The 19,445-nt window shown below is 55.7% G+C and carries 14 protein-coding genes; 7 read left to right on the top strand and 7 right to left on the bottom strand.

The features are described from left to right. Positions 1–19: 19 nt before the first annotated feature. Genes ACYVIT_RS08750 through ACYVIT_RS08740 form a run of 3 tightly spaced genes read right to left on the bottom strand, consistent with a single transcriptional unit; the run spans position 20 to position 5,995 of the window. Entirely contained in the window at positions 20–3,169 is a 3,150-nt protein-coding gene (locus tag ACYVIT_RS08750; protein WP_415807141.1) for an efflux RND transporter permease subunit, read from the bottom strand. Next, complete coding sequence (locus ACYVIT_RS08745; RefSeq protein ID WP_415807140.1) at positions 3,166–4,692, bottom strand: efflux RND transporter periplasmic adaptor subunit; 1,527 nt, start codon at positions 4,690–4,692, stop codon at positions 3,166–3,168. Before ACYVIT_RS08745 ends, ACYVIT_RS08750 begins: the two co-directional genes overlap by 4 nt. Continuing rightward, complete coding sequence (locus ACYVIT_RS08740) at positions 4,679–5,995, bottom strand: TolC family protein (RefSeq protein ID WP_415807139.1); 1,317 nt, start codon at positions 5,993–5,995, stop codon at positions 4,679–4,681. The genes ACYVIT_RS08745 and ACYVIT_RS08740 overlap by 14 nt, the downstream gene beginning before the upstream one ends. A gap of 1,279 nt (positions 5,996–7,274) precedes the next feature. On the opposite strand from ACYVIT_RS08740, the gene ACYVIT_RS08735 reads away from it, so the two are divergent. After that, positions 7,275–9,524, top strand: coding sequence for a heavy metal translocating P-type ATPase (locus ACYVIT_RS08735; RefSeq protein WP_415807189.1), 2,250 nt, complete (start codon positions 7,275–7,277; stop codon positions 9,522–9,524). A gap of 331 nt (positions 9,525–9,855) precedes the next feature. On the opposite strand, the gene ACYVIT_RS08730 is transcribed toward ACYVIT_RS08735, so the two are convergent. The 3 genes from ACYVIT_RS08730 to ACYVIT_RS08720 all read right to left on the bottom strand — a co-directional run bounded on the left by ACYVIT_RS08730 (position 9,856) and on the right by ACYVIT_RS08720 (position 12,088). After that, a complete protein-coding gene (locus ACYVIT_RS08730) occupies positions 9,856–11,058 on the bottom strand; it encodes a glycosyltransferase (RefSeq protein WP_415807138.1) in 1,203 nt (400 codons plus the stop codon). A 117-nt stretch (positions 11,059–11,175) separates the two neighbouring features. Continuing rightward, positions 11,176–11,559 carry a DUF4148 domain-containing protein gene (locus ACYVIT_RS08725; RefSeq protein WP_415807137.1) on the bottom strand — a complete coding sequence of 128 codons (384 nt, stop codon included), beginning with the start codon at positions 11,557–11,559 and terminating at the stop codon, positions 11,176–11,178. 175 nt (positions 11,560–11,734) lie between these two features. Then, entirely contained in the window at positions 11,735–12,088 is a 354-nt protein-coding gene (locus ACYVIT_RS08720) for a hypothetical protein (protein WP_415807136.1), read from the bottom strand. 124 nt (positions 12,089–12,212) lie between these two features. Here ACYVIT_RS08720 and ACYVIT_RS08715 point away from each other — a divergent pair, with 124 nt between their 5' ends. The 6 genes from ACYVIT_RS08715 (at position 12,213) to ACYVIT_RS08690 (ending at position 18,480) form a co-directional block, all read left to right on the top strand. Continuing rightward, positions 12,213–12,887: a heavy metal response regulator transcription factor gene (locus ACYVIT_RS08715; protein ID WP_415807134.1), complete on the top strand. Its 675-nt coding sequence runs from the start codon at positions 12,213–12,215 to the stop codon at positions 12,885–12,887. After that, entirely contained in the window at positions 12,884–14,266 is a 1,383-nt protein-coding gene (locus tag ACYVIT_RS08710) for a heavy metal sensor histidine kinase (RefSeq protein WP_415807133.1), read from the top strand. Before ACYVIT_RS08715 ends, ACYVIT_RS08710 begins: the two co-directional genes overlap by 4 nt. Before the next feature lie 78 nt (positions 14,267–14,344). Further along, the gene (locus ACYVIT_RS08705) at positions 14,345–14,848 is read left to right on the top strand and encodes a cupredoxin domain-containing protein (RefSeq protein WP_415807132.1); all 504 of its coding nucleotides are present in this window, start codon (positions 14,345–14,347) and stop codon (positions 14,846–14,848) included. 47 nt (positions 14,849–14,895) lie between these two features. Further along, positions 14,896–16,770 carry a copper resistance system multicopper oxidase gene (locus ACYVIT_RS08700; protein WP_415807131.1) on the top strand — a complete coding sequence of 625 codons (1,875 nt, stop codon included), beginning with the start codon at positions 14,896–14,898 and terminating at the stop codon, positions 16,768–16,770. 376 nt (positions 16,771–17,146) lie between these two features. Next, positions 17,147–17,965, top strand: a complete 819-nt coding sequence (locus tag ACYVIT_RS08695; RefSeq protein ID WP_415807188.1) for a copper resistance protein B — start codon at positions 17,147–17,149, stop codon at positions 17,963–17,965. 38 nt (positions 17,966–18,003) lie between these two features. After that, the gene (locus ACYVIT_RS08690; RefSeq protein ID WP_415807130.1) at positions 18,004–18,480 is read left to right on the top strand and encodes a DUF411 domain-containing protein; all 477 of its coding nucleotides are present in this window, start codon (positions 18,004–18,006) and stop codon (positions 18,478–18,480) included. A 100-nt stretch (positions 18,481–18,580) separates the two neighbouring features. On the opposite strand, the gene ACYVIT_RS08685 is transcribed toward ACYVIT_RS08690, so the two are convergent. Next, complete coding sequence (locus ACYVIT_RS08685; protein WP_415807129.1) at positions 18,581–19,129, bottom strand: DUF305 domain-containing protein; 549 nt, start codon at positions 19,127–19,129, stop codon at positions 18,581–18,583. Positions 19,130–19,445 lie beyond the last annotated feature (316 nt).

Raw genomic sequence — 19,445 nt, 5'->3', positions numbered from 1 at the left:
GCACCGGATAAGGGCCACCTCATTGACGCTGTTGTTCAAGACGGCGGATTTGTCGTCTTTGCAGCAAGAACCAAGCGGCTGGGATGACAAACATCGATAGAATGGGCGCCGTGACCATTCCGCCTATCATGGGCGCGGCGATTCGCTGCATGACTTCCGAGCCCGTACCTTGACCTAACATGATCGGAAATAGTCCCCCGAGGACGACGGCCACGGTCATGGCTTTGGGACGAACCCGGATTACCGCTCCTTCTCGAATCGCTTCTACAAGCAAGGACTCAGTCAACGCCTTGCCACTCTTGAGCCGATCATTCAACGCGGTTTTAAGATAAAGCAGCATTACTACCCCGAATTCAGCTGCCACGCCCACAAGAGCGATAAAGCCAACAGCGGTTGCCACGGAAATGGCATGTCCGAGCATCCAGATCAGCCAGAAACCTCCTATTAGCGCAAACGGCACGGTCAACATCAGCAACAATGCATCCGCCACGGAATTGAATGTAAGGAATAAAAGCACGAAGACCAATGCCAGCGTCATGGGCACGACGGTTCGCAGTTTTGCTTCGGCTCGTTCAAGGTATTCGAACTGGCCCGACCAGGCAATGGAGTACCCAGCCGGGAGTACGACTTCGCGCGCGACCGTCTCCTGCATGGTCTGGACCACCGAAGACAGATCGGCGTTTTGGATGTCAACATAGACATAGCCCGTCAAGCGCGCGTTTTCGCTGCGGATCATGGGTGGACCGTCGGTGATCGCAAGGTCCGCCACATCGTCAAGACGGATCTGGGCGCCGCGGTTCGTAACAATAGATAACTGTCGCAACTCTTCCAGAGAATCGCGTATCTCGCGCGGGTATCGAACATTGATGGGGAAACGCCGCCGCCCATCAATCACCTCTCCTACGTTTTCGCCGCCCACTGCCGAGGACACGACGGATTGGATTTCGGTAATGGCCAGCCCGTAACGCGCGGCCGATACACGATCAATATCGACGTCGATGTAGTGTCCGCCTGTCAAGCGTTCGGCCAACGCGGACGATACGCCTGGAACGTCCTTAACCACCGCTTCAACCTGCGAGGCGATCTTATCGATTTCCTCCAGGCTCGGGCCGGAAATCTTCACGCCTACCGGCGTCTTGATCCCAGTGGAGAGCATGTCAAGCCGATTTCGGATGGGGGGCACCCAGACATTGGTCAGACCCGGTACCTTGACGGTTCGGTCCAGTTCTGCGATCAGCTTTTGAGGCGTCATACCCGCGCGCCACTCATCGCGTGGCTTGAACTGGATGGTGGTCTCGAACATTTCAAGTGGGGCAGGATCCGTGGCCGTATCCGCACGGCCAGATTTACCGAACACCGTTGCGACCTCAGGAACCGATTTGATCATGCGGTTAGTCTGCTGGAGAAGCTCGGTGGCTTTCTGCGCAGACAAGCCAGGCAGGGCTGTTGGCATATACAACAGATCGCCTTCATTCAGTGCAGGCATGAATTCACTGCCAAGGCGCGACAGGGGCATCAATGTCATCAGCAAGGTTGCGAGTGCCAACGCGATAACCACCCATGGGCGCCGTAGCGTTGCATTAAGCATCGGCCGATATATCCGAATCAGTACACGGTTGATTGGATTAGCCATTTCGTGGGGAATACGCCCTCGGATGAAGTAGCCCATGAGGACCGGCACGAGTGTCACGGAGATAATTGCGGCGGCTGCAATCGAGTATGTCTTCGTGAATGCCAAGGGCGAGAACATTTTCCCCTCTTGTCCCTCCAGAGAAAATACCGGTATAAAGGACAGCGTAATGATCAGCAACGAGAAGAACAGGGCCGGCCCTACCTCCGACGTAGATGTCGCAATCAGTTCCCAGCGCCGCGAGGTTGTAAGCGGGGTGTCGGGATGCTTGTGCTCATACGCTTCAAGGTGTTTGTGCGCGTTCTCGATCATCACGATAGCAGCGTCGATCATCGCGCCAATCGCAATCGCGATGCCGCTGAGTGACATCAGGTTCGCGTTAACGCCCTGGTACCGCATCACGATGAACGCTGCGAGTATGCCCAGTGGCAACGAAAGAATGGCGACAAGGGCACTGCGCAAATGAAACAGAAACAGAGCGCAAACTATACCGACGATAATAAACTCTTCGATCAGCTTGTCGGTAAGATTTGCCACGGCCCCCTCAATCAACTGCGAGCGGTCATACGTCGTCACGATCTCAACACCCGGCGGCAGGGACTTCTTCAGTTCAGTCAGCTTCGTTTTAACCGCGTCGATAGTGGTGAGCGCATTTTTTCCGGAACGCATTACGATCACGCCTCCGGCGACTTCGCCTTCGCCATTTAACTCAGCGATTCCCCGGCGCATCTCAGGGCCGATCTGAATGCGCGCAACGTCGCCCAGCAAGACGGGGGTGCCAGTGTCGTCGGTGCGCAGTACGACGTTTCTGAAATCCTCCAGCGTCTTGAGGTATCCCGAGGAACGAACCATGTACTCGGATTCCGCCAACTCCAGCACCGAGCCTCCCGACTCCTGGTTCGACTTGGCTAGCGCATCTTTCACCGCCGCCAATGTGACTCCATACGCGCGTAGCTTATCCGGGTCTACGACCACCTGATACTGGCGGACCATACCCCCGATAGAGGCTACCTCGGAGACGTCTGGCACTGCCTTTAACTCAAACTTCAAGAACCAGTCATTCAAGGCTCTTAACTGGCCCAGATCGTAAGAACCGGTTCGATCCACCAATGCATATTCATAGACCCAGCCTACCCCAGTGGCATCTGGCCCGAGTGAAACGCTGGCACCGGCGGGCAGCCGGCTCTGTACCTGATTCAGGTACTCCAGCACGCGCGATCGGGCCCAGTACTGATCAGTATCATCATCAAAAAGCACGTAAACAAACGCGTCGCCAAACGATGAATAGGCTCGGATCGTTTTAGCGCCGGGAACGCCCAGCAAGGTTGTGGTGAGCGGATAGGTTACCTGGTCTTCGACAACCTGCGGCGCACGGCCCGGATAAGACGCCTTGATGATGACTTGGGTGTCCGAGAGATCGGGCAAGGCATCGACCGGCGTATCCAGCAGTGAAAATACGCCCCACGCTGCAATCACGAGGGTTCCCAGCAGCACAAGAAAGCGGTTATAGATGGACCAATGAATGAGGCGCGCAATCATCGTGCTTCCTCCGTAACCGGTTCAACCGATACCAATTGATAGCCATCGTCCGACTGCTTGAAGGAAAACCGCACAGTCTGACCCGCCTTCACGTCCGGGAAGGCATCCGCAGCGGGTTTGCTGAACGTCATCGTCATGGCGGGCCAGCTTAGCGCCGGGACTGCTTGGTGCGAAAACGTCATGCTGTTCGCAGCAACCTTTTCGACTTTACCGGTCGTTTCATACGTTGTTGCAGATGTCGTCGTTGTCTTGGCGGTATCGTCAGCGCCAGTCCGAGCGCCTCCTTGTAGCTTAGGAAGGACAGATCGCAGGCTCGCTTCCGAGTCGATCAGGAACTGGCCCGACGCGACGACCTGTTGTCCGTCGCGCAGTCCGCGCAGGACTTCTGTCCGATCACCGAGCCTAATGCCAAGCTCGACTTCAACCGGCTGCAGCCGCCCCGTCTCGTTCTTCACAATGACCACTGAACGCTCACCCGTTGTGATCACCGCCTCAGAGGGAACGAGCAGGCGTGAGACCGTTTTTTCCGCACTAATGTGCGCGCGCATCAGCATTCCGGGGGTCAACCTTAGCTCAGTGTTGTCGATCTCCAGCCGAACCTGCAGGGTGCGGCTGCTAGTACTGATTCCGGGGAGGACCTCACGAATTCGCCCCGTCACGCGCTGAGTTGAATCGCCCGAAAATACCGCCTCAACGGCCATCCCAGGGCGGACCCTTAACGCCATCGATTCGGGCACCTCGATCACAAGCCACAGCTTGTTCAAGCCAACCAACTTAGCCAATGTCTGCCCAGGGGTAACCATTGCGCCGTTGCGCACTGAGAGCTCGGTGATCACGCCCGAGACGGGTGCAGACAAGGTAATATAGCTTTGTGCTTTTCCGGTTCGATCAAGGGCACTGACTACTTCCTTCGGTATCGACAGTGCCCGCATGCGCGCGCGCGATGTCGACAACATCTCTTGATCAGCTCCGCCGTGCTTAAGTGCAAGGTACTCTTCTTGCGCCGCAAGCCAATCAGGAACGAACAGCGATGCGATGGCCGCGCCTTTTTCGACGTGCTGCAAGGGTGCGTCCGTATGCAGGCGTTCGATGAATCCATTCACACGAGACTGAATGAACACCGCTTGTGATTCGTCAAACTGCGTCGTGCCGATCGCATCGAACCCTTGTTTCGTTTCCTCTTTCGTGACCGTAGCGTACCGGATGCCCAGATTTTGCTGAAGTGATGGATCGATCTGGATGCCGCTGGCCGCGCCTTCATCCGCATAAACCGGCTGTAGTGGCATATCCATAAAGGGCGATTTTCCCGGCTTGTCAAAGCGCTGGTTTGGCACCATGGGATCGTGCCAGTACAAAACTTTTCGATCCGAATCAGGTGCAGACTTACTGTCGCTCGCCACACTCGCATCCGAGTTGCTCGTAGCGCTACCGGCTTGGCGGCTACCCAACACATAGCCGGCACCGAGCAATACGACCACCGCAGCAAGTGCGACCATAACGCGTATCCAGTTAGTTGGCCGCATGACTATTCCTTTGCATAAATTCATCACTGTTCGCAATAACCTGGTACTCGAGCTGAGCCCAAATTTGTGCGACATCTCGCTCAAGTTCGAGTATCTGAAGCTTTGCCTCTAGCAGTCCTCGCTTGGCTTTGAATACATCTGCCAGCGATCCCGTGCCCGCCTTGTAGGCGGCGGTCGCAAGCCCAACTTGTCGTTGTGCTGCGGGCAGTAAGGTAGTGTTAAGGTTGCCAACTCGTTCTCGCCCGTTGGCAAGTGATGTGGACAAGTTCTGGATACTGGCCTGAACCTGGCGTTGGCTCTCGTGCAACATAAAGCGAGCTTTATTGCCCAATGCAGCTCTTTGAGCCACATCCCGGTCTTGCCGGTTAGCCCGATCGACGGGCAGTGGGATGCTCACACCTACCGACACCATGTCCTGGTATTGGCTACCCCGGTTCTGATATGTCACGCCCCAGGTCCAGTTCGGGGTCCTATTGCTGCTAGCAACCGCAGTGGCCGCATCAGCAATGGATATGTCGCGCTGCGCAACGAGGAGCTCAGGCTGCACGCGGTTGAGCTCCTGTATCGTGAGCGACGAAACATGGCTTTGCAACGGTGGGATTTCACCCGCTATACGCGCCACAGGCGAGGCAACCCATCTACTCAATGAAATCAACGCTGAACGATGCTCCTGCTGGGCTCTGAGCAATCGATCTCTAGCCTGAGAGCTCAACATCTGAGCCTGCGTTACATCATCGGCCGTCGCGCGCACGCCGCGATAAGAAGCCCGCGTCGCGGCGAGTTCGTCAGTCATCTGCGTGGTTAACGCTTTGGACAGCCCGAGGGCACGCTGGGCGTAGGCTGCATTGAGCCAAGCAATTGCCGCCTGCTGCCGCGTATTCGCAGATTGCAACAGTAGGTCTGCCTGCTCCCTGCCGACTTGCTGGTTGGCAAGGTGCGTCCGGCGCTCGCGTTTGTCCGCCGGGACCCACTCCTGTTCGATGCCGATGCGCCGCATTGTCATCGAGTCCTCATTGAGCGAATAACGCATCGGACCTTCAATGGGAACGCTATCGATACCCAATTTCAATACCGGGTCAGGCAACTCGCCCGCCGACACGACGGCATTCGAACTGGCCAATACAGATGACTCGCTCGCCTGTATGGCGGCCGATCGGTTCGTGGCCTCGTAAAGCGCTTCCTCAAAAGTGAGGCCGGCCTCTTGCCCATAGGCAGATGCACTTGCTATTGCAAGCAGCGCGCACAGGGCGCGAGCGCGCACCAGAACGCGCTGCGGTGCAAGCGCGCGTATGGATACAAACATGGTTGACTCCGGATAGTTTTTTCAGGTCACTCGCGACCGCAGCCGCGAGACAAACAAAACCGGAGTCAGGTCAAATGCGTAACCTGAGCGTTTGCAGGAATAGGGCACTATCGCCCCTGGCTAGGTCGGGCAGGTCGGCGTAGGCGGAAACTGGCCATGCGAGCGACAGAGGTGGGGAGGAGACCGGATACAAGAACAGCAAAACCGGCTCTGATGCAGCCGACTGTGCGGCAGCGTTGTTCAGTTGCTTTTCATCTGAAGAATGCGCCGCGCATAGCGATGGCTGCACCTCATCGACCATATGGGAGTGGTCACCCGGTTGGGCGCAGCCGTGGTTCTGCGCATGGCCCACTGATGCCGCAACCAACAACTGAGACTGAGGACACACATAGCTCGCCAATGCCAGGCGCGAGAATAGTAGTGTTGGGAGCAACACTAAAATAAGCAACCAGCGGGCAGTGGAGCAAGACATGCGCATGATGTTCAGTAATCAGCCATTTAGAGGGCTATTCCTTTATGTTCGTTAATTCAGATCAGTTTGCATGTGACCTGTCACTTTACGGGCCGCCAGTTCGTCCAGAATCCGTGTCCGGACCTTGCAGCTATGGGACGCGTTTTCCATCGGACAATTTAGTTGCTCTATGAGTAACGTTTTCATATCGACCCAATCCGTTCAAGTTAACAACACTCGGGAAAGCTATTTTGTCATCATGCTTATAGTACGCAAGCTTCTGTGTGCGGCCATTTTAACGAACTATCCCTGACAGAAGGTGGACGTCTCGATTACATTTTTGACATGCTGTCGGTCGCGCTGTAATGTCAAAGGGGAATGGCCGTATTCAATGAGCGCATAAACTTCTTCGCTGACTGAAAACCAACGACCTAAAAATCGACTTCGTCGCCTTGTCTGTCAAGAAAGATGATCCCAAGTGGACAGAAGAGATCGATGAATCGCCCCTGGGGCGATTCAGTGACCTTTCATACGTTGTTATTAACAACTAACAAGTAGTTAGTGTTGATTCCACTCAAAACGGTAGTCCACATGACAAAAATGTAATTCGCGGGGATACGAGTTTGCGACTAAAAACAGGTGGGTATGTGGCATGATGGAATCTGCCCCAAACTCCCGGGGAGCTGACAGTGTCAGCAGTACATGGGCTGGATTCGCGCTCACTCTGAAAGGTTTATTGTCATGGCGCAGAACAAATCTGAACATCCTCACGGGCAGAATCCGAAACACTCGGAGTCTGACTCCCCACTCAGCGACCCCGTGTGCGGGATGCCGGTAACAGAAAAGTCTCCGCATCACATTGAGCGTGCAGGCAAGTCTTTCCATTTCTGCAGTGCAAAGTGCTTAGAAGCCTTCAGTCGCGAGCCTGAAAAGTTCAGTGCTCTGAAAAACAAGGGCGAATCGACTTTCGAGCAAGAGGTTCCTGGCACCATCTATACCTGCCCCATGCACCCCGAGATTCGACAAGATCATCCCGGAAGCTGTCCGAAGTGTGGCATGGCGCTCGAGCCGCTGATGCCATCCGTGGAGGACGACAACCCGGAGCTGGAGGATTTCACCCGACGATTCTGGTGGACGCTGCCATTCACCATCGTTGTCACAGTGCTCGCCATGTTTGGCCATCAGTTGGGATGGTTCAGCATGACTGCTCAAACCTGGATTGAGCTGGTGTTATCGATACCGGTGGTGCTGTGGGCCGGTCAGCCTTTTTTTGTGCGGGGTTGGCAGTCGGTAATCAATCGTAGCCCCAATATGTGGACGCTCATCGGTCTGGGTACAGCCGCTGCATTTAGCTATAGCGTTGTGGCGACAGTGGCTCCGGGGATATTTCCTGAAACATTCATGGCCATGGGTCGCATCGCGGTCTACTTTGAAGCTGCAGTAGTCATCATCTCGCTGACGCTATTTGGTCAAATACTCGAACTTCGAGCCCGTTCACAGACGTCAGCTGCCATCAAATCGCTGCTTGGGCTCGCACCAAAAACGGCGCGCCGTATCAACGCGGATGGTACGGAGGAAGATGTGCCCCTGACGCATGTCCATGAAGGAGATCGCTTACGTGTGCGCCCTGGAGAGAAAGTGCCGGTTGATGGCATCGTCGAAGAAGGCGCAAGTTCTCTTGATGAGTCCATGCTCACTGGGGAACCTCTTCCCATCAGCAAGCGCCCAGGCGATAAGGTTATTGGCGCAACAATGAATACTTCGGGCGCGCTGGTTATACGCGCCGAGAAGGTCGGATCGGCGACGGTGCTCTCACAGATCGTCCAGCTCGTAGCGCAAGCACAGCGCTCTCGCGCTCCGATGCAACGCATGGCAGATCATGTAGCCGGATATTTTGTGATGGCGGTAGTGGTCATCGCCATTATTACGTTCTTCGTGTGGGGGTTGCTTGGCCCTCAACCCAGTTGGGTGTACGGATTGATCAATGCTGTGGCCGTGCTAATTATCGCCTGCCCGTGCGCTCTGGGATTAGCCACGCCCATGTCCATTATGGTGGCAACCGGTCGTGGTGCAACGCAAGGCGTGCTGTTTCGCGATGCGGCAGCTATCGAAAATTTTCGCAAAGTCGATACCCTCATCGTTGATAAGACCGGCACCTTGACCGAAGGTCGGCCAGTGTTCGAGCAAGCCATCCCCGCTGGCGACATGGCCGCCGACGAAGTGCTGCGCCTGGCGGCAAGCCTTGATCAGGGCAGCGAGCATCCATTGGCAGATGCCATTGTCAACGCAGCGCGCGAGCGGAATTTGAACCTCAGTGCCGTCAACGACTTTGAGTCGGGTAGCGGCATTGGAGTGCGCGGCCAGGTCGAGGGGAAACGTCTTGCCCTGGGCAACACCGCCCTGATGGGCCAAGAGAACGTTGACGTTGGGACCATGGCTAGTGCTGCCGAATCGTTGCGCACAAAAGGTGCAAGTATTATGTATCTGGCCACAGACGGCCAATTGATGGGTCTGCTAGCTGTCTCTGATCCGATCAAAGAAAGTACGCCCGAAGCCGTGAAGGATCTAAAAGCGGCGGGCATCCGCGTCATCATGGCAACAGGCGACGGCGTTTCGACGGCTAAAGCTGTAGCAGAAAAACTCGGTATAGACGAGGTTCATGGTGAAGTGAAGCCGGCCGACAAGCTTGATCTTGTCAGCAAACTGCAAGCAGAAGGTCGAATCGTTGCAATGGCAGGCGACGGCATTAATGACGCCCCTGCCCTGGCCAAAGCGGATGTTGGTATTGCGATGGGCACTGGCACGGATGTGGCCATGAACAGTGCGCAGGTCACCCTAGTCAAGGGGGATCTACGTGGTATTTCCGTCGCACGCCACTTGTCCGACCAGACGATAGCAAACATGAAGCAAAATCTGGGCTTCGCTTTCGTTTACAACGCCCTGGGCGTGCCGTTGGCTGCCGGGGTCTTGTATCCATTTGTGGGCCTCTTACTCTCGCCCATGTTCGCGGCGTTGGCAATGAGTCTGAGCTCGGCTTCGGTGGTTTTCAACGCCCTTAGACTGCGCAAATCGACATAAAGTCCCTAAATGCGACTACTCCAAGTCCCCAACGTAGATGCGCGCACGTGACGTTTACTTAGTTCAGACCACGATTAAGCGCGACCATAACCCTGCGAAGGCCTTTAGAACGAACAGGTGGGATGGCGCTTGCTGCCGAGTAGCGCCCATCAATACCGCTTAGCTTTCCAGGGAAACGATCATGTACATTCAACCGAAGCCGGCACACCATGCGAGTGCCCGCTGCATAGGTCGCCTATTGCCGTTGTTGCTGGGAGCCAGCAGGGCTACCCGCGACGAAAAAACGCGTACATCTTACGTAGAGGAATACCTGCGAATCATCGATGCGGTTCTAAAGTAAGAGATTCGAGCCATCGTGTATCCACACCGTGGCAACCGCAGCAGACGCAACTATGGTCGGTCCAATAGTCAACTGGGAATGGCCTACGGAATCCAAGTAAACGGCCTGCGTGCCGGCAACAAAGCTGTCAAGTGAGAATTCGGACACGGCTTTCTCTCTTGCCGCTTGGCGCATAGGGGCCAACACGGCTCGATCCTTCAAGACGTTTTCTATAACGCCAGCGACCGCAGTGGGCTTTTGGGCGGGAACTATCCACCCATCGCGTTGCGGATCAATATTCTCGGCGAGCCCACCCGCATCGCTGACGATAACTGGGATGCCCATAGCCATCATCTCGCGGCAAGCGAACGATATGGTCTCGATCTCAGACGATAGTACGAACCCTATATCCAGGGCGGCAATGAACGGACGAACGTCGTCCAGCAGGCCAGCAAAGATGACATGATCTGTCATGCCGAGCTGCTCAACTTTTGCCAACTGTTCTTCCGATGGAGTAGTCCCCGCGATCAAAATCAAAATTTGATTGCGAAGATGCTCGGGTAGCAAGGCCACGCCTTCCACCATATCGAGCCAGCGTTTGTAGGCCGCAGTGCCCGCGTTGCTACCGACTACCAGACGATTTGTATAGTTGGGTGGAATCCAACGCGCTCGATAGCGGGAAACCTCAAGATGTGGTTCGGGGGAAAATCGATCAACATCGACGCCGTTGTAAACGATTGCGAGGCCGCACCGGGCGTATGGACTACGTTCCAATTTGCGCCGACTATGTTCACATACACAAATCACCCGCGACGTGCCCAGGCGTGCTCGAATGAGAGTGCCCAGCCCGTTCGCATCCCGGTCATTGTGTTGTGTGTAAACGATTGCAGGTCGACTGACTCCCAACCCCTTTACGGCTAGCATGCACAGGCGATGATCTGCGGAGCCATTGACGTGCACAATGTCGAACTTCTCTTTGCGCAAGAAATCCCGGAATCTTCGAGCCTCTCGGAGCGTACGAAGCAGTCCGCCCCGAAAATCCTGTGTTACGGCGACAACATCAGGAGATGACGAGACGGTCTTATATAACCGGCTCGTCGGCGGAGCCGCTACAACAATCTCGTGCGAATCCTTTAGCGCATTCACGAGGGAAAGAATGTAGGTCGTATGGCCCCCGCCATCCGCCCTGTGAAAGTTCGTATATAGAATCTTCATCTCATTCTGATCTCGTGGGCCGGGGCTATCGAGGGCCCTGGCATGATCCGTTCGATCACGACTGGGGCCAACGAAGGACGAATCGGCACTCCCAGACTCTCAAGGGGAAATGTAGGTTCAGTTCTTGACGATTGGCGGGTAGTCCAGGTCGCCGTAAGACACCAGGCCAGCGGCCTTGGCATCCGCCAATTCAGCGAGAACCTGCGTGCGTGTTTTGGTGCTATCGGAAAACTCTTGAGCAGGATATTCTTGCTCGCCATAAGTCATTAAGCCCGCCACTCTGGCTTGTTGCAGCTCATCTCTTACCTGCTCCCTGGTCTTGGTGCTGGGATGCCGTGTGGGTGCTGGATAAGCCTGTTCGCCATAGGTGACCAGGCCGTTGGCCTTCGCTTCCTGCAGCTCGGCGCGTACCTGCGCACGAGTTTTGGTATCGGCATAGGCGATCGTGGTAACGCCTACGGAAATGGCTACTGCTGCGATGGCGTAAGAAATACGTTTCATGTGATTCTCCTTCTTGGGTTTTGCTTGATTCACGCTGTCGATGTCACTCGCGAACCTTTACCGCGATTGGCATACGATCTGACGACTCGGAATAGGTTTGGCCAGTGGCGCATCCGCTATCGCAATCGAGATTGCGCACGTTCTGTTGAGGTATTACGTGCCAGGTGTGGACTTCTCAAGCACCAAATGGCTCGACCCATCCGGCTTCTCCATCTATCGCTCGCCAATGCTCGTGTTTTTGGATAGCGATCGAGGCAGACTGCCGAGAAGTCGTGTGGCTGACGAGTTCGAGGCCTTGCCACCCTTGATCTGCCTCGCTCTCTCGCCATCCGTCGCTGGATACAGGGTGGGCCTTCCATGCTGCAAGGTCCTCACGAATCTGCTCGCGGGTAACCGAAGTGGGTGCATAATGCGTGGCAACACCAATTTCGTCGTTGGTTATCTCGAATGTCTGCGACGCACTCGAGATCATCGGCCCCAAAAGGCTACCGGCAATGGCAATAGTGACTAGTGATTTTCGATTCCACATAAATGACTCCGTTCGAATCAGTTGCTCAAATGCAAGCCTGACTAACACTTCGAACTTTACGCACCCAGTACTTACATAAGTCGGACTGGTTGATTACATTTATGCAAGGAATAGGAGGCGAGACATGCGGATTCTAGTGATCGAGGATGAGCGGAAGCTGGCGCATTATTTGCAGAAGGGCTTGTCGGAGCACAACTATGTTGTGGACGTCGCAATGGACGGTATCGATGGCCGGCATGCGGCGCTGGAAGGAAGCTATGACCTGGTCGTGCTCGATGTGATGCTGCCCGGAATTGACGGCTTTGGCATTCTGAAGGATTTGCGCGAGCACAAAGACACGCCAGTCCTCATGCTCACCGCGCGTGACAAAGTTGAAGATCGCGTACGCGGCCTGGAGGATGGCGCGGACGACTATCTTGTTAAGCCCTTTGCGTTTTCGGAGTTATTGGCGCGCATACAGGCATTGCTTCGACGTGGTCGCGGCCAAGAGTCCACCCTGCTCAAACTGGACGATCTGGAACTGGATTTGGCGCGACGCAAAGCGCAGCGTGCAGGAGTCCGACTGGACTTAACCGCCAAGGAGTTCACGCTGCTCGCCCTCTTATTGCGCCGCCAAGGGCAGGTTCTCTCTCGAACGATGTTGGCCGAGCAAGTATGGGATATGAATTTTGATGGCGATACGAACGTCATTGAAGTCGCTGTACGACGTTTGCGTGCCAAGATTGACGATCCGTTCGAAGTCAAACTTCTGCATACGGTACGCGGCATGGGCTACGTTCTGGAGCTACGTGGCGAATGAAATCTCATCTGACAAGCTCGATTCAGGTTCGACTCACGCTCTTGCTAGGCCTGATTGCCCTCGCAGTCTCTACGGTGGCTGGCTGCACCTTGTTCTGGGCGTTAAAGCGTGAGGTCCAGCGGCAGGAAATGACTGAGGTCGCTGGAAAGCTCGAACTTATCGACCACATGGTAGACATGCAGACGATGTCGACGCAGCTCGACGGGCTGCGGCAGACGCTTGACAATGTCCTCGTAGGCCACACGAATTTGCGGGTGTGGATTATCCGGCCAAATGGCGAGGTCTTTTACGGTACAGAGGCGCCGCTTGTTACCCAAGCGCTCTCGGATGGCGAAGTGCTGCTCCAAACGCCAGATGGGTTACAGATGCGAGGTATGCGATTAAGCCTTGATGGGCCGCCGTTCACCGGCTCGCAGCTCTTGGTCGCCGTCAATCTGCGCCCGAGTGCCCAATTACTCTACGCATTCGCCACTGCATTGCTCCTGATATGTGCAGTCTGGATCGGCGTAACGGTGATACTTTCAGCATGGGCGGTTCGTCGTTCCCTGGCTCCGATTCGTCGTCTCTCGATGCGTGCTACCCAAATCGGACCGGACAATTTGAAGGTGCGACTGCCTGAGGAAGGCATCGACCTCGAACTTCAGGAATTTACGCACACCTTCAACAAGATGTTGGCACGCGTGCAGGCGGCGTATCAGCAGATGGAAGGATTCAATGCGGACGTGGCCCATGAGCTACGCACCCCTTTGGCAACGTTGATCAACGGCACTGAAGTCACGCTCTCTTCATCACGTTCCCCAGATGAGTTACGAGAGATGCTGGAATCCAATCTGGAGGAGCTCCACGGGCTGAAGACGCTAATCAATGACATGCTTTTCCTCGCGCGGGCAGACGGCGGGGAAGTCGCGAGAGACCTTCAACCCGTGAGGGTTCGCCGTGAGATTGAACAGGTCGTCGAATACTACGAGGCGGCGTTGGACGAGGCGGGAGTGCGTTTAACTGCGGACGGCGACGCCCAGGTTCGGGCGAATCCTCGCTTGCTGCGACGCGCTATCGCTAATCTCATCAGCAATGCGATCAAGGCCACACCCAGCGGGCAAACGATCCGCGCGCGCTGCACACGAGACGATCAATTTGTCGAAATCAGTGTCATCAATTCCGGCACACCGATTCCTCAGGACGCGCTACCGCGCATTTTCGATAGATTCTTTCGTACGGACAGCGCTCGGAGCGGACGGACCGATGGCCACGGCCTGGGGCTCGCCATTGTCAGCGCGATTGCGCGTATGCACGGAGGCTCCGCGTTCGCCAAGTCGAACAACCAAGGGTCAGAGGTTGGATTCACAATTCTGCGCGACCAGAACATTACAGAAAAGTAATTTTTCTGACAGGTTGCGGTTGGGTGTGGCTCATTAAAGTGGCAGCTTTCCCTCTTTCTCCGACTTGCGAGGATTAACATGAGCAAAGCTGTCAAACGCTTTCACCTGTTGGCTGCGGCCGGTGCCGCCCTTTTTTCGTTTGGTGCGCTAGCCGCTGGCGCACATGACGGAGGTCATGGTAATGGGCACGGCGCAGGCCACGAGATGGCGTCCGTGATCGGCAAGGCTGGCAACCCTGCCAAGGTGTCGCGCACGATTGACGTCGACATGACCGATGCTATGCGGTTTACGCCGGAGCGCATCGACGTCAAAGCCGGCGAGACGGTGCGCTTCAAAGTCACAAACTCGGGCAAGATCCGTCACGAAATGGTGCTCGGCACCGAGGCTGACTTGAATGGCCATTATCAGATGATGCTGAAGGATCCCGGCATGCGACATGAAGAAGCCAATTCCGTGTCTCTAGAAGCCGGAAAGACCGGTGAAATCGTGTGGCAGTTCGACAAAGCGGGACAAGTGGCATTCGCGTGCCTGGAGCCCGGGCATTACCCGGCAGGCATGAAGGGGGCCGTTTCGGTCAAGTAATGATAATGCGGAGCCGGGTAGCCAATGTGGCCCCGGGGAGAGAGCAAATGACAAAAGCTGTTTTGAAGCAACGCCGCCACTTTGTTCAGGGTTTGGCCGCTGGTGGACTGTTGGCCGGCCTGGGCCTTTGGCGCCAGCCGGCGTGGGCGCTCGCAAATCCGGGGCAAGCGAATGTACTTTCGGGCACGGAGTTTGACCTGGAAATAGGGCAATCGCCAGCCGATTTCACCGGTTCTCCGCGCACGGCAACGACCGTCAACGGCATGCTGCCCGCACCGACGCTGCATTGGAAAGAAGGCGATACGGTAACACTGCGCGTGACGAACCGCCTGAACGAAGACACTTCCATCCACTGGCACGGCATTTTGCTGCCGACGGGCATGGATGGTGTGCCCGGATTGAGCTTTCCCGGTATTCGTCCGGGCGAGACGTTTACGTACCAGTTTGAAGTGCGCCAAAGCGGCACATACTGGTATCACAGCCATTCTGGATTCCAGGAGCAGACTGGCCTGTATGGCGCGATCGTCATTGAGCCCAAACGTCCAGATCCCGTGCGCGCCGAGCGCGACTATGTCGTGTTGCTCTCCGACTGGACAGACGAAGACCCGATGAGTGTGTTTCGCAAGCTCAAGGTCATGCCTGACTACTACAACTACATCCAGCCATCGGTAGAAAGTTTGATGGAAGATGCAGAGAAAAGCGGTTGGAAGAATGCGTTGAATGAGCATTTCATGTGGCAGAAAATGCGCATGAATCGAACGGACCTTGCCGACGTGTCAGGGGCGACCTATACATTTCTCACCAATGGGAAATCGCCAGCGGGGAACTGGACGGGTCTGTTCAAACCTGGCGAACGGATTCGCTTGCGTTTCATCAATGGATCCGCGATGACGTACTTCGACGTACGCATCCCCGGATTGAAGATGACGGTCGTGTCGGCAGACGGTCAACCAGTCAGGCCCGTGGAAGTCGAAGAGTTCCGAGTTGCAGTAGCGGAGACCTATGACGTCATTGTCGAGCCCGAGGAAGATCGCGCCTACACGATTTTCTCACAGGCGATGGATCGATCTGGATTCGCGCGCGCTACGCTTGCTCCTCGTGAGGGCATGCAGGCCGAAGTCCCACCCCTGGATCCGGTACAGGTTCTCACCATGATGGACATGGGGATGGCCCACGATATGCCTGGGATGGACATGGGCGGGATGGATATGGGTGGCGATCAAGGCGGCTCGATGAAAGGGATGGATCACGGCTCGATGGGCGGTCCCGACAAGGCGTCTTCCAGCGTGGCGAATCATGACTCCATGGGAGGAATGGATCACGGCAATATGGCCGGCATGGCAGGCATGAATCACGGCGGCATGAGCCATGGCTCTGGATCTGGCGAGGGAGGGATGGTTGAAGTCAAACACCCCTACCCAGCAGAAAATAGCCCAGCAGCCACGATGCCCCCCGACGTTGTCTCAACTCGGCTCGATGATCCTGGCGTTGGGCTGCGAGACAATGGTCGTAAGGTCCTGACATATGCCGACCTGCATTCGATGGTGGAGCCGCCGGATAATCGAGCGCCGACCCGGGAGATTGAATTACATCTTACCGGCAACATGGAACGCTACATGTGGTCTTTCAACGGCTTGAAGTTCACAGAGGCGAAACCGATTGTGCTCAAGTTTGGCGAGCGAGTCCGATTTGTCCTGATCAACGACACGATGATGACCCATCCCATTCATTTGCATGGGATGTGGAGCGACCTCGAGTCGCCGGATGGCAACTTCCAAGTACGCAAGCACACCATCAGCCTCAACCCAGCGCAGCGTGTTAGTTATCGCGTGAGCGCGGATGCGAGAGGAAATTGGGCGTATCACTGCCACCTGCTGTATCACATGGAAGCGGGCATGTTCCGCGCCGTTGTCGTGGAGTAAATCGAAAATGCTGACATCAAGAGTGAAACGAATTCGACTAGCGTCGATTTTGGGTGGCGCGATCATCGGGCTTTCGACCCCGGTAGCGATGGCTCAAAGCAATGCCGCCAATGCACCATCGGGACAACAGAGAGGCAGTTCCGCGACCGGTATGGAGCACCAATCAATGCCGGGGATGGATCATGGGTCCATGCCCGGCATGTCAACGGGCCCCGAAGCTTCGAGCAACCAACCCATGCAGGGCATGGATCATAGTTCGATGCCTGGTATGAACAATGACGCGAAAAACACCGGCGCTAACTCCATGGGCAATATGGACCATGGCTCTATGAAGGGCATGAATCACGGTTCGGCAGCTGGAAAACCGGACGGTTCGATGAAAATGGATCATGGGTCCATGAAAGATATGGATCACCGATCCATGCCGGGGATGGACCATAGCACCATGGGCGGGATGTCAATGGGCACCACCTCGAGTGGTCCTGCAGTGGGGACATTGCCAACCAGTGACGGCACAACCGACCAACGCTATTCAGCCTACGATATCCATCCTCATATGATGGATGACATGATTACGACTCATCTGCTCTTTGACAAACTAGGTGTGGCCTACGATCGAGATGGCGAGACAGGTTTGCAATGGGATGGCCAGTTTTGGATCGGGCGCGACCTGAATAAGCTCTGGATCAAGAGCGAAGGTGATCGCATAAATGGCGGGACCGATGGCAAGGTTGAAGCGTTCTGGAGCCATACTTTCTCACCGTACTGGGATTTCCAGCTAGGTGCCCGGCGCGATTTTGGCACTGGCCCTAAACGTAATTGGGCTGCGTTTGGTATCCAAGGCGTCGCCCCGTACCAATTCGAGACCGAGCTCACTGCCTACGTGGGCGAACAAGGACGTACGGCGCTTGCCCTGAAGGCCGAGTACGACCTGCTGATTACCCAGCGGCTCATCTTAACCCCGGAGATCGAGGCAAGCGTCTACGGAAAGGACGATAAGGCGCGTGGAATAGGTGCCGGCCTGTCTGATGCCTCATTGTCGCTGCGGTTGCGCTACGAGATTACGCGAGAGATCGCGCCGTACATTGGCGTGTCGTTCGGCCGAAAATTCGGCAAAACGGCCAGCTACGCGAGCGAGGAGGGAGAGAGCCGATCTGAGCGAGCGATTTTGGCGGGCGTACGCATTTGGTTCTAGGTGGATAGCCTGCCTTACTCGAATAACGGAACTGGAAAATGACCAGATACAAATGCACTGACAACACCCTGAGCCGTCGTGCGCTCTTGATCACGACCGCGCTGTTCCCGTTAGCATCGCTAGCACAACCGGCAGTGACTGTCGAAGTTTGGAAGACCCCGACCTGTGGCTGCTGTAAGGACTGGGTGAAGTATCTTCAAGAAAGTGGCTTTCAGGTGAAAGTTCATGACGTGCAAGATACCTCTGCCATTCGCCGCCGCAATAAAATCCCGGACGATTACGGATCGTGCCACTCTGCTTTGGTAGAGGGCTACGCGTTGGAGGGACATGTGCCTGCTCGAGAGATTAAGCGGCTGCTGCGCGAGCGTCCTGCCGCCGTGGGTTTAGCCGTGCCCAGTATGCCCCTCGGGTCGCCTGGGATGGACGGACCAGCATACGGCGGCAGGCGGTTCGCGTATGACGTATTGCTAATAAGCCATTCTGGCGGGGCTGACGTTTACCAAAAGTACCACTAGGCAGGCGGCCACGTGCCTGGTGAGCACGTGGTGTCAAACGCAACAGATCCGCCGACAAAATGAAGTAGCCTCATAACTTGGCAGCTTGTACGCATTCACCTTACTCAGGCCGAGGCGCAGGCAAACCGAGTGCCCGATAGCTTCGCAGGTCCGGGGCGTCATCTGCCGGCGGATGCCTTTCCAGATCGTCTATCAGCTGCTTCATTTCCGCTATCTCCTTTACCTGTGCACGGATAATTCCATCGGCGAGCTTGCGCACCCGTGGATCGCGGATGTGGGCACGTTCACTCGTCAGAATTGCAATTGAGTGGTGAGGGATCATCGCTCGCATATATGAGGTGTCGTCAACCGTCGTCTGGCTACGTACAAACCACAGCGCGACGGCAAAAATCGCCACACTACCGATCACGATGCCGATGTTGGCTTTTGGGTTTCTGTACATCGACCACATAAAACCGAGCATGATGACAGCCATCACCGCACCCATTACGACGGCCATCCACAACCGCGTTTGGCTGAACTCGATATGTGACAGGGCGTAGACATTCAAATACATGAGCCCATACATGATAATGGCCGCCACGATGATCATCATCGCGAAGCGGCCGTAGCTCATCATCCCTTTGTTCTTACTGGGGTTCTCCATCATCCATCTCCTACGTTCTTACGTACACGACCTCCGCTATATCGAGCACCGTGCCAATGCGGAGGAGTAATACCGGCTTGCGTGTCGAGATGCAGCAAATATCGTTCCGCGCCACCGAAGAACGATGCGCTCCGTGTTTGTCTGAATGCTCCTCGGAGGGACGTCATACTAGAAACGACAGACCCTTCAAAGCTAACGAAAAAGTAATACAGCTGTTGGATTGGAGTCAGGTGGCCCCTGCCAGAATTGTTCTTACGCATCCCGGCATCAAGGACGCACATCGGTTACCCGCTTGTACAAACGACTTGCCGAGTTTAGA

This window comes from Bordetella muralis, assembly GCF_054781015.1.
Note: the sequence above shows the minus strand (reverse complement) of the source record. Positions and strands in the feature narration are given on the sequence as shown.

Excerpts from the sequence above, each read along its gene's own strand:
- ACYVIT_RS08725 (WP_415807137.1), bottom strand. The coding sequence starts at position 11,559 with ATGAAACGTATTTCTTACGCCATCGCAGCAGTAGCCATTTCCGTAGGC.
- ACYVIT_RS08715 (WP_415807134.1), top strand. The coding sequence starts at position 12,213 with ATGCGGATTCTAGTGATCGAGGATGAGCGGAAGCTGGCGCATTATTTG.
- ACYVIT_RS08690 (WP_415807130.1), top strand. The coding sequence starts at position 18,004 with ATGACCAGATACAAATGCACTGACAACACCCTGAGCCGTCGTGCGCTC.
- ACYVIT_RS08705 (WP_415807132.1), top strand. The coding sequence starts at position 14,345 with ATGAGCAAAGCTGTCAAACGCTTTCACCTGTTGGCTGCGGCCGGTGCC.
- ACYVIT_RS08735 (WP_415807189.1), top strand. The coding sequence starts at position 7,275 with ATGCCGGTAACAGAAAAGTCTCCGCATCACATTGAGCGTGCAGGCAAG.
- ACYVIT_RS08730 (WP_415807138.1), bottom strand. The coding sequence starts at position 11,058 with ATGAAGATTCTATATACGAACTTTCACAGGGCGGATGGCGGGGGCCAT.
- ACYVIT_RS08740 (WP_415807139.1), bottom strand. The coding sequence starts at position 5,995 with ATGTTTGTATCCATACGCGCGCTTGCACCGCAGCGCGTTCTGGTGCGC.
- ACYVIT_RS08750 (WP_415807141.1), bottom strand. The coding sequence starts at position 3,169 with ATGATTGCGCGCCTCATTCATTGGTCCATCTATAACCGCTTTCTTGTG.
- ACYVIT_RS08710 (WP_415807133.1), top strand. The coding sequence starts at position 12,884 with ATGAAATCTCATCTGACAAGCTCGATTCAGGTTCGACTCACGCTCTTG.
- ACYVIT_RS08695 (WP_415807188.1), top strand. The coding sequence starts at position 17,147 with ATGAAAATGGATCATGGGTCCATGAAAGATATGGATCACCGATCCATG.
- ACYVIT_RS08720 (WP_415807136.1), bottom strand. The coding sequence starts at position 12,088 with ATGTGGAATCGAAAATCACTAGTCACTATTGCCATTGCCGGTAGCCTT.
- ACYVIT_RS08745 (WP_415807140.1), bottom strand. The coding sequence starts at position 4,692 with ATGCGGCCAACTAACTGGATACGCGTTATGGTCGCACTTGCTGCGGTG.
- ACYVIT_RS08700 (WP_415807131.1), top strand. The coding sequence starts at position 14,896 with ATGACAAAAGCTGTTTTGAAGCAACGCCGCCACTTTGTTCAGGGTTTG.
- ACYVIT_RS08685 (WP_415807129.1), bottom strand. The coding sequence starts at position 19,129 with ATGATGGAGAACCCCAGTAAGAACAAAGGGATGATGAGCTACGGCCGC.